At 44.0% G+C, this 12684-nt stretch carries 17 protein-coding genes; 8 read left to right on the top strand and 9 right to left on the bottom strand.

Features of this window, described 5'->3' with window-relative positions; translation table 11 throughout:
- Nucleotides 1-22: 22 nt before the first annotated feature.
- Both ACFQ21_RS07845 and bcp read left to right on the top strand, forming a co-directional pair.
- A complete protein-coding gene (locus tag ACFQ21_RS07845; RefSeq protein WP_377577258.1) occupies nucleotides 23-754 on the top strand; it encodes an RDD family protein in 732 nt (243 codons plus the stop codon).
- A 156-nt stretch (nucleotides 755-910) separates the two neighbouring features.
- Nucleotides 911-1381 carry a thioredoxin-dependent thiol peroxidase gene (gene bcp / locus ACFQ21_RS07840; RefSeq protein ID WP_377578286.1) on the top strand — a complete coding sequence of 157 codons (471 nt, stop codon included), beginning with the start codon at nucleotides 911-913 and terminating at the stop codon, nucleotides 1379-1381.
- 5 nt (nucleotides 1382-1386) lie between these two features.
- Here bcp and ACFQ21_RS07835 read toward each other — a convergent pair whose 3' ends face one another.
- From ACFQ21_RS07835 to ACFQ21_RS07815, 5 genes are all read right to left on the bottom strand, one after another.
- Nucleotides 1387-2268 (bottom strand): sigma-70 family RNA polymerase sigma factor, encoded by an 882-nt coding sequence (locus ACFQ21_RS07835; RefSeq protein ID WP_377577255.1) that lies wholly within the window; start codon nucleotides 2266-2268, stop codon nucleotides 1387-1389.
- Between the two features lie 14 nt (nucleotides 2269-2282).
- Entirely contained in the window at nucleotides 2283-2735 is a 453-nt protein-coding gene (locus ACFQ21_RS07830) for a RidA family protein (RefSeq protein WP_377577252.1), read from the bottom strand.
- Nucleotides 2736-2796: 61 nt separating this feature from the next.
- The gene (locus ACFQ21_RS07825; protein WP_377577249.1) at nucleotides 2797-3021 is read right to left on the bottom strand and encodes a hypothetical protein; all 225 of its coding nucleotides are present in this window, start codon (nucleotides 3019-3021) and stop codon (nucleotides 2797-2799) included.
- 9 nt (nucleotides 3022-3030) lie between these two features.
- Nucleotides 3031-3339: a hypothetical protein gene (locus ACFQ21_RS07820; RefSeq protein WP_377577247.1), complete on the bottom strand. Its 309-nt coding sequence runs from the start codon at nucleotides 3337-3339 to the stop codon at nucleotides 3031-3033.
- Nucleotides 3340-3438: 99 nt separating this feature from the next.
- On the bottom strand, nucleotides 3439-3903 hold the full coding sequence (locus ACFQ21_RS07815; RefSeq protein ID WP_377577244.1) for a carboxymuconolactone decarboxylase family protein: 465 nt from the start codon (nucleotides 3901-3903) through the stop codon (nucleotides 3439-3441).
- A 223-nt stretch (nucleotides 3904-4126) separates the two neighbouring features.
- On the opposite strand from ACFQ21_RS07815, the gene ACFQ21_RS07810 reads away from it, so the two are divergent.
- On the top strand, nucleotides 4127-5014 hold the full coding sequence (locus tag ACFQ21_RS07810) for an ATP-grasp domain-containing protein (RefSeq protein ID WP_377577240.1): 888 nt from the start codon (nucleotides 4127-4129) through the stop codon (nucleotides 5012-5014).
- A gap of 62 nt (nucleotides 5015-5076) precedes the next feature.
- On the opposite strand, the gene ACFQ21_RS07805 is transcribed toward ACFQ21_RS07810, so the two are convergent.
- Nucleotides 5077-5448 (bottom strand): response regulator, encoded by a 372-nt coding sequence (locus ACFQ21_RS07805; RefSeq protein ID WP_377577237.1) that lies wholly within the window; start codon nucleotides 5446-5448, stop codon nucleotides 5077-5079.
- Nucleotides 5449-5478: 30 nt separating this feature from the next.
- The gene (locus ACFQ21_RS07800; RefSeq protein ID WP_377577234.1) at nucleotides 5479-5673 is read right to left on the bottom strand and encodes a hypothetical protein; all 195 of its coding nucleotides are present in this window, start codon (nucleotides 5671-5673) and stop codon (nucleotides 5479-5481) included.
- Between the two features lie 204 nt (nucleotides 5674-5877).
- Here ACFQ21_RS07800 and ACFQ21_RS07795 point away from each other — a divergent pair, with 204 nt between their 5' ends.
- From ACFQ21_RS07795 to ACFQ21_RS07785, 3 genes are all read left to right on the top strand, one after another.
- Nucleotides 5878-6447 carry an RNA polymerase sigma-70 factor gene (locus ACFQ21_RS07795; protein WP_377577231.1) on the top strand — a complete coding sequence of 190 codons (570 nt, stop codon included), beginning with the start codon at nucleotides 5878-5880 and terminating at the stop codon, nucleotides 6445-6447.
- A 244-nt stretch (nucleotides 6448-6691) separates the two neighbouring features.
- A complete protein-coding gene (locus ACFQ21_RS07790) occupies nucleotides 6692-7783 on the top strand; it encodes a FecR family protein (RefSeq protein ID WP_377577228.1) in 1092 nt (363 codons plus the stop codon).
- Between the two features lie 32 nt (nucleotides 7784-7815).
- Nucleotides 7816-8184: a hypothetical protein gene (locus ACFQ21_RS07785; protein ID WP_377577225.1), complete on the top strand. Its 369-nt coding sequence runs from the start codon at nucleotides 7816-7818 to the stop codon at nucleotides 8182-8184.
- A 157-nt stretch (nucleotides 8185-8341) separates the two neighbouring features.
- Here the strand turns inward: ACFQ21_RS07785 and ACFQ21_RS07780 are convergent, their stop codons facing one another.
- Together ACFQ21_RS07780 and ACFQ21_RS07775 are read right to left on the bottom strand one after the other, a co-directional pair.
- On the bottom strand, nucleotides 8342-9061 hold the full coding sequence (locus tag ACFQ21_RS07780; RefSeq protein WP_377577223.1) for a DNA alkylation repair protein: 720 nt from the start codon (nucleotides 9059-9061) through the stop codon (nucleotides 8342-8344).
- 10 nt (nucleotides 9062-9071) lie between these two features.
- Nucleotides 9072-10013 (bottom strand): hypothetical protein, encoded by a 942-nt coding sequence (locus ACFQ21_RS07775; RefSeq protein ID WP_377577220.1) that lies wholly within the window; start codon nucleotides 10011-10013, stop codon nucleotides 9072-9074.
- Nucleotides 10014-10342: 329 nt separating this feature from the next.
- On the opposite strand from ACFQ21_RS07775, the gene ACFQ21_RS07770 reads away from it, so the two are divergent.
- On the top strand, nucleotides 10343-11488 hold the full coding sequence (locus ACFQ21_RS07770; RefSeq protein ID WP_377577217.1) for a hypothetical protein: 1146 nt from the start codon (nucleotides 10343-10345) through the stop codon (nucleotides 11486-11488).
- A gap of 197 nt (nucleotides 11489-11685) precedes the next feature.
- Entirely contained in the window at nucleotides 11686-12228 is a 543-nt protein-coding gene (locus ACFQ21_RS07765) for a hypothetical protein (protein ID WP_377577213.1), read from the top strand.
- The last annotated feature ends 456 nt before the right edge of the window (nucleotides 12229-12684 follow it).

The raw sequence follows: 12684 nt of genomic DNA, 5'->3' as shown, positions 1-12684 counted from the left end.
AATATTGCTTTAAGATCAAAAAATGAAGAACATAGAAATTAAAACTACGCAGAATGTAGTGTTGGAATATGAACTTGCAGATTTACGCGATCGCATTCTCGCTTTTTTTCTGGACCTGATCATTCTGGTGGTTGGCCTTTCAATATTATCAGCTGTCGGCTTTGGTATTTTAGGTTTTACCGATACCGCAGCAGGGGTGTACTTTATTTTCCTATTCTGCATTTTTATCTTCTACTCACTGGCGTTTGAAGTATTGAACAACGGACAGAGCCTCGGTAAAAAAGCGCTGCGCATCCAGGTGATCAAAACGGCTGGCGGACAGGCTACATTTTCTGACTATGCTGCGCGCTGGGTTTTTCGTATGATCGATATTTACTTTTCACTCGGAGGTATAGCGTCTATACTCGTAGTGTCTTCCGCGAAGGCGCAACGCATCGGCGATATCGTTGCCAATACGGCTGTGGTAAAGCTTGTACCGAAAATGGATCTGGCTCTGCGCGATGTACTGGCTATTCATTCCCGTGAATCTTACAAACCGGAGTATCCACAAGCCAAGCAGTTGCAGGAAGAAGATGTACTGGTGATCAAAAAGACACTGGACCGTTACCGGAAGTTTAGTAACGATGCGCACGAGGAAGCTATACATTTACTGGCGGAACGCGTAAAGCAGGTGCTTGGTGTTGAAAATATATATCCGGACGATCGCAGGTTTCTGCAGGCGATCTTGCAGGACTATGTTGTTCTGACACGATAACGCTGCCGTTCAGCAGGAGCAAGTCCGGTAATGATAATTTTTGATTACCTTCAGGATACAGAGCACGCGGTTTGCCACGGGCTAATCTTCCCATCAACCTGTAATTTTATGAAAGTATACTGGTCATTTATTACCCTCTTATTGATCGCACTCGCTATGGATACACAAGCACAAACAACATTAAAGGTTGGCGACAAGGCTCCTGATTTTACTGCGAAGGATCAGGATGGAAAAACGATATCGCTGCACGACTATAAAGGCAAGAAAGTAATCCTGTATTTTTACCCGAAAGATCAGACTCCCGGTTGTACACAGGAAGCTTGCAACCTGCGCGATAATCATGCAACGCTGCAGAAGTCGGGCTATACTACCATTGGTGTAAGCACCGATGATGTTGCTTCGCATAAAGAGTTTCAAACGAAATATAGTCTGCCGTTCCCATTGGTAGCCGATGTTGATAAGGCTATTAATCAGAAGTATGGCGTATGGGTAGAAAAAGAACGCGATGGCAAAAAGTATTTTGGCACCGCGCGTACTACATTTCTTATTGATGAGAAAGGTGTAATTACCAGCATTATTGATAAAGTAGATACCCAGCAGCATGCCGAGCAGATACTGAAACTTTAGTTACACTATATTTCGGTATTGCCGGAATCTGTCATACTTAACTTTACTCCGCTTACCTCCAGGTGTTTTAATTTCTCCGGGTCTACCACAGTGTTGATCTGGTATATCTTATTGTCTGGTGCAATGCCCAGTATCTGGCAGGTGATCAATCTGTCGCCCATATAGTATAGCAGCGCAGGTTGGTGATTGATCTGTGCAGCCATAACGGTGTTGGAACGATGGAAGCGTTGGTAAATGACCATTAGCAAATCGGAAACTTCCGGTATACCCAGACAGCTCTTGCGCAGCACACGAAGTTTACCGCCATCGGCATAGAACGATATATCCTCGGCCAAGATAGTTTCGAGTGTTTGTGTATCGCGCGAACGTATGGCATTTATATACTTCTCCAGGAAGCTTAGTTGAACCTCGTCCGCGGCCGAAGCTTTGCGCTGCAGGTTCAGTTCTTCCAGTTTGGCTTTTGCCCGACTGAGCAGTTTGCGCGAATGTTCTTCCGTACTGGACAATACCTCGGCAATCTCCTGGTGCGAGTAATCGAAACTTTCCTTTAGCAAAAACACTGCGCGCTCTTTGGGATTCAGTTCTTCCAGTAACACCAGCATGGAGTACGAAGCTATATCGCGAAGATTCATATTGGTATCGGCTTCTTCGGTTGCAAAAGGTTCCGGTAGCCATACATCGCCTACCTCTATTTTCTTTCTTCTGTTTTTGATGTTGATGGCATGGTTGATAACCGATTTTATCAGATAACCTTTTTCGTTGGTAATGCCCTCGCGTGGTTCTTCTATATACTTCGAGAGTACATCCTGCACAGCATCACGTGCGTCTTCGGCAGAACCAAGAATGTTATAAGCATACGGGAATAAGGTCTTCTGATATTCTTTCATACAGTTATCGGGTTTTATTTTGAAACAGCTATAGCATCAATTTCTACAAGCATATTGTCAATCGCGAGTCGCGGCACCGGTATAAGTGTGTTAACCGGAAATTTTTTATCGGGCCACATCCTGTAAAATTCTTCCGTGATGATGCGGAGTTTTTCAGCATCGTGCTCTACCACCAGCGTTGTAACTTTTACAACCGCTCTCATATCAAGTCCCTGCGAGCGTAATGCAGTCTCAATATTACGAAGTGCCTGCTGAGTTTGTCGCCTGAAGTCGTTACTTAATTTTCCGGAAGTATCTTCTTCACCACCTTGTCCGGCAACAAACACAAATTTACGATCGGCCGGTACCGTTGCAACGTGCGAAAATCCATACGGTATAGGATCGAAGAGTGCAGGCGGATTGCTGATTTCCTGCGCAGAGACTGTTGATGTTATCATGACTATAAAGACAAAAAGTAATTTTTTCATAATGATTTTTTTTTAATCCTGAATGCTGGCTATAGCACGTTGTCGCTATAGTATATATCGATCAGCTGTGAAGCCATCGTGCCACAGCTTTTTGCAGAAGCGGTAGTATAATATATACCATCAATGGCACCGCGATAACGGTAATTGCGGCCGTGCGCAAGGGCAATGGTGTTATCTGTGTAAAGTAATCGCCCAGGCATGCCAGTAGTATAGTAATGGTAGGGTAGATGGCAGTCCAAACCAGTATCGCCATCTTCCACTTTTTAGGAGGTTTTGTTGCAGCCATGTATTGTGCTTAGAAAATGTTGTACGATGCGCTTGCAAGTTTCAGCTCTTCAATTTTGGGGGCAATCTCAAGTCCGCTTTCATCGCGTTGTTTTTGAAAGGATTGAAATGAATCCAGTGTAAATAATTTTTTTTGTGCCTCATCATTTTGATATACCGCAAAGTGATTGAATGTTTTACCATCGGCACCCACATACGCAGTGTAGCGTATAGCCGGGTCGTTGATCCGTTTCAGATCGGCAATAAACTTGTTTACATTTTCCAGGTTCTTTTGTACGAAGGAAGATTTTACCGTATAGGTTACTTTAATGATTTTCATACTGGCTGTTTGTTTTTTAGTTTTCCGATACAAGACAAAAACAAGTCTTGAAACGTGACCTGTTTTTGTCTTTTTTACACAGATCTTTTTTGAGCAGGTTTACAGCGAGTATTGTCCCACTTTATAGCCGCCCGGTATAGTCTGGAATGCGCGGTTAAGACGGTTCCAGCTGTTGATCTGCGCAATGCCCAGGGTCAGGTCTGCGATTTCTTCTGTTGAGAATACCTTGGTAAGCGATGCATATAGCTCATCATCAATATCGCGTTGGCTGATGTGTGTGAGCGCTTCGGCAAAAGCCAGTGCAGCTCTTTCTTTCTCGCTATAGTACGGGCAGTCGCGCCATGCAGCTACCGAGTGGAGACGTTGTTCCGTTTCGCCCATCGCAGTAGCCTCCTTGTGGTGCATGTCCAGACAGTAAGCACAGCCGTTGATTTGTGATACACGGTACTTAACAAGCTCCAGTAGTTTATGATCAAGTGGGGACTTCTTTAAATACATTTCTGATTTCAGTAGTCCATCGGCAAACCCTTTTGGTGCGGTCTGAAGTGTGATTCTTTCAGTCATAACTTTTGTGTTTTTTGTTTAACTACATCCATGACAAAGAGCCGCTTCAAAACGTGACCTCTTTTGAATATTTTTTTAGAAAATATACTGTCGGTGAACTATCGCTATGAAAATGAGTGTGTTAGAGAATTGATATTGTTGGTTTCCGGAGAAGTGATTCTTTTATAAGATCTTATTTTGAAATTACTTTGAGGCCAGACCGGATATAGTATATAGAATCAGCATGAGACAGCAGAAGATAGCGTTTGTATGTTATGAAACCGAGAAACTGAGTGCATACGCAGCACAGGAGGATGGTATGCTCTTCGATTTTTTACAATCAAAAGGATTGCACGTTCAGCGTGTGCAGTGGCACGATAAAAATATTCGATGGCAGGAGTTTGATGCTGTAATTCTCAAATCTCCGTGGGATTATCACAATCGGTACAATGCTTTTATGGAGTGGCTTGGCGAGGTGAATCGATTGGGCGTGCAGATACTAAACCCGTATGATGTTGTGAGGTGGAACAGCGACAAGCATTACCTGCAGCAAATGATCGATGAAGGTTTTGATGTTATTCCTTCGGTATTCCTGGAGCCGGGCAAACAACACGACTTTCATTCATTGTTCGGGTATTTTAAAACGGATCAGTTGATTGTGAAACCCTGCATCAGTGCCGGATCAAAACAAACTATTACTGTAACGCAGCAGAATATAGATCAACACACGGCTGTTATACATGACATGACGCGCGAAGAATCTTTTATGGTGCAGCCCTTTCTACCGCAGATTTACGAAGGCGAGCTGTCGTATCTTTTCTTTCACGGTACATTCAGTCATTGTATACTTAAGAAACCGAAGGCTGGAGACTTTCGTGTACAGCTTGGTTTTGGCGGAACAACACATTTACAAAAACCAACGGACGATGCAATAAAATCTGCACAGGTATTTACAGATCGATTTGCCAAAGACTGCTTATATGCCCGCGTAGATGGTGTGGTGATCAATGGCAGGTTTACCTTGATGGAGCTGGAGCTGATTGAGCCCATGCTATATTTCCCAGATGCTCCGTATGGTCTTGATAAATACCATGCGGCCCTGGAGGAATTGTTGCTGTTACGCTCGGTATAGTATATATAGCAAGAGCGACATGTATGCATGCCGCTCTTGAAATTCATTGAGACACTGTTTCTTTAATGATGATGATGTGCAGAAATAAGATCCGTAATCTTCTGAATCAGCTCTTTGCTATCGAAAGGCTTCGGAAGGGTATCATCTGCACAGGCATCTTGTGCCAGCGGAATAATATCGGTGTTAGACGAAGTGATGATTACAGGTATATGGCGAGTTGTTTCGTTTTCTTTCAATTGCTTGCATAACTCCAGTCCGCTGGTGTTGCCAAGGTTAATGTCAAGTAAATATAGGTCGGGGTAGGGGGGACTTGATACCTCCAGACCAGTGCCATCGGAATATACTTCTACGGTAAAACCATGCGATGTCAGAATGAACTGAAGCAGCTTTCGCGCATCCTGGTCATCGTCTACAATGATTAATTTTTTATTCATGCTGAGGGTTATATTTTTTCGATTGACTGGCTAGTGTTTGCCTTTCTTTTTCTGTTGGCCGGGGGCGTAATTTTTAGCAGACTTGCTGCCGGTAGCTTTTTTCATCTGGCCGGGCGGCACTTTTTTAGAATCCTTGTTAACAATTACAGTTGTCTTACTGCAGGCACTTGCTAAAACCAGCATCATCAAAAAGACCCACGACATTTTTCGGATTTGCTCTTTCATGTTTTTCGTAAAGTTTGTTCGTTCCATCGCGATGTCCTTGTACCTCATTCATTCCGGTGTATCACGATTTATACCTTTAGCACGCCATCTTCGTGTTACCCCCAAAGTGAAATCGAAGAAATGTTTTAAAAGGCATATTCTGTATCGGGAATAAGATTTTTTATATGTTTACCACATTGACCTTTAAAGAATTAGTCGCTTTTCATGGAAAAACTTCCCGAAGATGATTTTGGAAAACTGTTCCGGCAGCATCATGCGGGGTTGTGCAATCTGGCGTATAACATTGTGGGCGATACAGACGCAGCGAAGGACATTGTTCAGGAAGTATTTGTAAAGCTTTGGAATAACCGGGGGCAGCTTACGTTTGGTGAGCAGATCAAACATTACCTCTTCAAGGCTACCGCTCACACATCGTATAATCATCTTCGCGCAAACAAGCGAATTGCGCCTTTGGAAGAATATGCAGGATTGAATACACTTGAGACTGTTGTGGGAACGGAAGGTGTTGAGTATAAAGAACTGGAAGTGCGTGCCCGCCAGGCGGTTGACCGGCTTCCTCCGAAATGCAAAACCATTTATATACTGAGTCGCCACGAAGGATTGAAGCACCAGGAAATCGCCGATACACTCGGGTTGTCGATCAAAACCGTTGAAAATCAGATGGGAATTGCGTTGGAAAAACTGCGAAGCGACCTGAAACCCTTCCTCAACCTTGAAATTGTGGCCATTCTGGCCGCTATTGGCATGGGACTTTACGCGTTACTGATATCGTAAAAAATAATTTGCTCCTCTTTGGGGGTATACTCGTAGTCCGGTGCTATAGGTATATAACAAAACGAAAATCAGTAAACACTTTAATCTTAATGCGTATGAAAACTGTCATTGGCTTGATTCTGTTTGTAATGATTACCGCATCTTCTTGCTCGTCTTATACGTGTGCTACTTATGTGAAGCATACACCGAAAACCAACACTACGACCAAAGAGGTTAAAATATAAATAAGAAGTAGACCCTCTCTATGACCCTCGACAATCAACACTGGGAACGAATTTCTGCTTACCTGTCTGGCGATCTTTCGCAGGATGAAAGAAATGCATTTGAATCCTGGCTTCAGGATTCCGACAGCAATCGACTTTTGTTCCAGGAGGCCCGGCTGGTCTGGGAGAGTTCACGAATAAAACTCCGGGTAAAAAATCCGGCTACAGAAGAAGAGTTACTCAAGTTACGCGCGCGCATAAAATCGCAGCAACCCGCAGGCCGCATCATACCACTCTTTAGAAATTCAGCACTTCTGAAAATTGCTGCCAGTCTTACCCTGGTAACAGTAGCCGCCTATTTCTATTGGACACTGCGTGATACTGAAACTGTTATCGCGTCAGGCGATCAGGTGCTCACCCTATATTTACCCGATAGCAGTCGAGTCTGGCTGAATACAAACAGCACGCTGTCCTATACTGAAGATTTCACGAAAGAGAACCGTACCGTTACCCTGAAAGGCGAAGCATACTTCCAGGTTAAGCGCGATACAGCACATACCTTTGAAGTGGTCACTCCGGCTACCACAGCGGTGGTGTTGGGTACATCGTTCAATGTGAATGATGCCGACAGTGCCACTATTGTTACCGTTGCAGAAGGTAAGGTTCGTTTTGCAGAGCGCGATGCTGCACGCGAAAAAGATGTTGTACTCACTCCGCGTGAGCAGGCTACATTCCATCATCGTAAAAAGACTATGGACCGATCGCGAAGCCGCGATATGAAGTTTGCTGCCTGGCGCAGGTATAAAAATGTGCAATACGAAAAAGAAGTAAAGAACAGCGGGCTATATCTCGCTACTCAATATACCTGGCGAAAGAACCAGATCAATCAATCGGTGATTGAAGGGACTATACGAAACAGTGCTTCGCTGGCTGTTTATAGAGATATAGTACTATATGTTACGTATTCGCAGCCGGGCGGACCTCAGAAGACTTCGCGACTTGTAATTGGTGAAACTGTGAACCCCGGACAAACCATCGATTACCGAAGACGGTTACTTGATATTTTTACCGAGACCAATGTGTTGCATGTGAAGGTTGAATCAGCCGAAGTTGAAACCGGTGACCATTACTAATACAATGTTTTATGAAGGGTAACGAGTTATACATGAACACCTCTGATTCTTTTGCAATTCCCGATCGCGCTGAAGCACTGATTTCACTTGCTGAAAAAATAATTCAACAACATGCTATCGAAGGACCTTCAAGTCCGGTAAAGCCGCAGATCATTGCTGATCTCAACTACCGTGTAAGCTCTGCTAAAGTACGCCACGACCAGGGATTGAAATATGAACGCCTTATGCGCGAAGCTTTTGCCGAACGGGATTTTCTGTTGAGTAAACAGAATTCAACTTCAGGTAAAGATGACCGCGATGTGAAAAGTATTATTGAGACGGTGATACAACTTTTGCAACAACACTATTCTGATAAACAGGAAGGCTTTATAAACTGGGGACTTGCCAAGCCGGATAAATAGCGTCAGGTTCGGCTTGTGCAGCTTCAGCCCTCTTAAAACCCCTCCGCAGGGGTTTTTCTTTTTAGTGTTACTGACTTATCTGCGTATACTGTGGCGTGTTGAAAGTATATACCCGGAAGTAAAGTATAGCAACGCTGGTATATATCTTGGGAAGGAGCTAGTCTCGCGGTTTTGTTTTTCGGCCGGTGGTGAGTTTTACTAATGTTTCCCGAACGGCTATACTGGGTAATGTTCCTCTGTTCTCTTCGATATACTCGGCTACAAGGTCTTTGTGATGTTTGATCATGGTTCTTAGTATCCACGATATAGCTTTGGTGATGAGTATTTCTTTTTCGCCTTTTAGCCGCTCTATATTTTCAATAGCCATCGCTGCCAGCGGTTCATTTGATTTCTTTCGCAGCGGTGCGATGAGCAACACTAACGATGCTCTGCGCTTGTGAATATTTTTACTTTTGGAAAACTTGCGCAGCAACGGTTCCCACTTTTTCCAGTAGCGTGGTACCTCTGCAACGGAGTAGCTACCCGAACACAACACATCTACCTCAGCCCAGCCCATAATATGCTCCAGCCATTCGTCAAACAAGGCAGGTTCGAACGCCAGTTGCTCGGGCTTCGCATAATCCAAGAGCATACCACCCATCCATTTTTCAGTGGCCGATTTACCTTCTATTAAACTCGTAACAACGTTCGCGAGGTCATCGGCAGAAAGATCGCGATGACTCTTCATCCATTCTTTCGCCAGCATGCGCAGCACCGGATTGCTGATGTCATAACGCGGATGCGAACTGCCAAGATAATTATCCTGGTGCGTATGTTGCGTTGCCTTGTTAGCATTTGCGCGTATAGCCGTCAGGATATCTTTATGATGGCGGTCCATGGAAAAAAAATTATTTCTCTTTAAGATTCCGGATAAGATCACGGTCCAGCTCAGGACCGCTGGAGAGTGCTTTGCTGATCTTGCTCACAACGTCATCCAGGTTATGACTGGACTCTTTTAAATGTATCAGGATCTCTTTTTCTTTTTCCGAAAGCGAAGTGTTGTTGAGGAGGTTGATCAGCCCCAGTATACTGCACAGTGGTCCGCGCAACAGATGGGAGTTGATGAACGCGTACTCGGCAAGTTTTCGGTTGTGGGCTTCAAGTTCAAGGGTGCGTTCGGCTACGCGCTCTTCCAGTCCGTTGTTGATCGAAGTGATCTCTTCGTTTTTCTCCTTGAGCATTTTGTTCTGCTCTTCAATTTCAGCAGTCATCAGCTTCAGCGTCAGGTTTTGATTAACCAGTCGCTTGTGAACAGCGTGCTGCGTGTAGCCAAACAGTGATGCCACCGTTGCTGTGATTAACGCAAAGAATACTCCGCTTACCGTGAACTGTGCCGGATAGATGGTTACCGGGTACGAACCCACCTGCGTACTTACATATACTCCGTTGGCAATGATAAAAAACAGCAGCAGTGTAATCAGTATAATGGTTTCCACCGATCGCGTAAACATGGTAAGCAGCAGCGGAATCAATCCTACCCAGAATACCCAGGTGTGAAAGAAGCCGGGGTTGGAGAGTATCTGTACCTGGTTAATAATCAGCAGGAAGAAGATGTTAATGATAACCAGGATCTTGTGTCGTACACCTACGAGCGACAGCGTGAGGAGCAGGGCCGGTATAGTCGTAAGAATCAAGACATATACAAGTGATATGTTTTGAAGATCAACCGCGAACTCCAGAAATATAGCCGCGAGAAAAATGAAAGTTATAGCGATGAGGTAATACCGGAAGGCGACAATCCGCGATGCTTCCAGGCCTTCGGTATCGGTTTTTCTTAAAAAGTCAAGCATGTCTTCATCAGCCCAAGTTACAATCCCGCTGAAATAACTTAAAAATCTTCACATGCGCTAATAATTTGCCCGAGTATTTTTTATTCAATCAACATGATCAGGCTCATCTATACCCGTATGTTTCATGATTGTTACGTGCCGATTGCCGGATCATGTCCTTGTAACAATCTGCCGCTTTATAATGTTTTTTTAATCTGCACGGATGCATAAAAAGTATACCTTGGACGATTGGACAGGATTATAAATCCCGGAAAAGATATTTACTTAGCGTATACTTTTCTGTAGTTCATGTAAGTATAAGCGATACGAATACGATGAATAGTAAAACTATGATGAAAGAAAAACAGGTACATATTCTTATTGGTTGTGCAGATGCACGCGACCTGAGCCAGGTTCAATTGGATACCATTGACAATGTGACACAGGAGTTCAAAGAGATGGGCATTGATGTGGAGCTTCACGTGGTGCGCGCTGCCGGTTCGTTCGTAACTCCGGATATTGTGATGGACATCAAGCGTACCATCGAGCAGGCACAGCGCAGTTCAGATGCTTTGCTGCCCATCAGTTACTATATCCATATACAAACGCATGGTCACCTTACAGAAGATTCCAATGATCATTATATAAGTCACGTACACGACCTGAAGATCGTAGAGGGCTCGCCTCTTAACTGCGGTATGCTGGGAGCTTCAGCGGTTGGTGTGGAGATCGAGCAGATGATCATTGAAGAGAAACCTGTTATTGATATTCGCGGTCGCGCGGTAGTGATTGATAATGATACCAAGATCAAATCCTTGTTGCAGGAATACTATGCGTACGATGGCTACCTGGCGGGAGACTGGATTCGAAGTATAGATCTGTTACGTACACATCCGCGTCATCAGCGCACTGTATTGGAGAAAGCTATAGCAATCGATCCGGAACTAAAGATGCTACATATACAGATTACCTGTGGTATTCTGGACTATGCCATCCACTCACTGATTCGTGTAGACGATGGTGATCCTTCGGTACCTTTCTGGGATACGGTGCAGATGGAGATACGCAAGCATACACAGAATGACCGGAAGGCGAAAGACATGCTGATCAATCAGTCTGCAAAACAAAAACCACTGGCGGGATTACTTTGCATGAGCGATCCGCGTATGTCATCGCGACTGCTCGCAGCCAACTACTATATGCGCAGCAAGAGCATTGAACATACCGGTGATTACTTGCCAAACACAGTCTTCAACATAACCGGCAGCTCGTTTGATATACCACAGACACCCTTTGGTCCCTATGTAATTGCAGGATTCTACTATGCGGTAAAACACCTGAAGCTGGTTGACCAGATGGTGATGGGCTACGATGCCGACCAGACGGATCGCATTATCAAAAAGATCAAGAACGATCCGATTATGCGCATGGTTGTGCAGAAGTTTAATGTGAACCTTATACCGATCAACCAGATCGATCTGCAGGTGGAGGTATAAACCTGGAAGAAAGAGATCGCTGAAACAATCACTTGAATAACAATAAAGCCTGAACTTTCGATTTCAGGCTTTTTCATTTTAGCCCAGATCCCAAGCAACTTTTACATTTCGTTTACATTCTTTAACAATTCCTTTACTAATGCCGGGTACAAAGACTTGTAGCTTTGTTTGAATTGATGATTAACCCTGCAAAAAATATGAAAAAAGTTATTTATGCGCTGATCTTACCACTGGTTGTGGTAAGCGGACTAGTATTTGCCAATCGCGAAATCAAAAATGAAACTTCTAAAAAATCAACCCCAAGACCACTCTCTGCGGCTGAAATGAAAGCCGCGAGGAAAAGATGGGAGGCTACCCCTGATGGTATAATGTACAAAAAATGGGAAGCGTCTCCCGAAGGTAAAAAGGTGCTTGCTGGTGCTGCTAAAATAAGGAAACATACAAGTGCTTCCACCAATATGGAAGCTGTTGTAACCTCTCTTTCTCTTCCGCCAGGCTCACGATTAGGTTTCGGAGTGATGGCCAGGATTAATGGTGAAGATTATATTCTTAGTTTCGGATTAGAAAACTCGAATGAATTTCAGCAATTGCATAGCCTGAAAGTTAACGACAAAATAATTGTAAGAAGCCATTCTGTATCGTACGCCCCCAAGTATTCATATCCAATTGTATCGGGCGACTATGTAGAACGAGATAGTATAATAATTTATAAACGTGCCCCTCGCAAAGGCGGCTGCTGAGTAAAGTTTTATGATGGGAAGACCTTTACGGACTTTAAAAATAAAGAGAGTAAGTAATAACGGAATTGAAGAGAATTTCAGCAATCGGGTCAGGGGAGTCAAAAACCTTGTTTGTTCACGTTGGACAATGACGCGCTTCGAAAACCCGCTATGCCTCATGCACAGACGTTGTGTGCCATGCCTTGACAGACAGAGAATGAGAATCAAGATAGTATTTTTAACCACCTTAGCGCAAATGAGAAAAGCATTCCTAAGAGACTAGTTGGACAGTATTTGAGCTTAGACGACTCTGCAAGACTCGTAATAGCAAGCGGACTAATTATCAAATATTCAGTTTCTGTTTTTTCGGACATGATAGACTCGGTTGACAGGAAAGATATCAAGGGAGATACAACCTATTCCGGGACTGAGGACAAGTTGAAGTTTGATATAGTCGTTAAGGGTGAGTGCTTTTCA

This window comes from Ohtaekwangia kribbensis, from assembly GCF_042676245.1.
Lineage (GTDB): Bacteria > Bacteroidota > Bacteroidia > Cytophagales > Cyclobacteriaceae > Ohtaekwangia > Ohtaekwangia kribbensis.
This window is presented reverse-complemented; position numbering and strand designations above follow the sequence as displayed.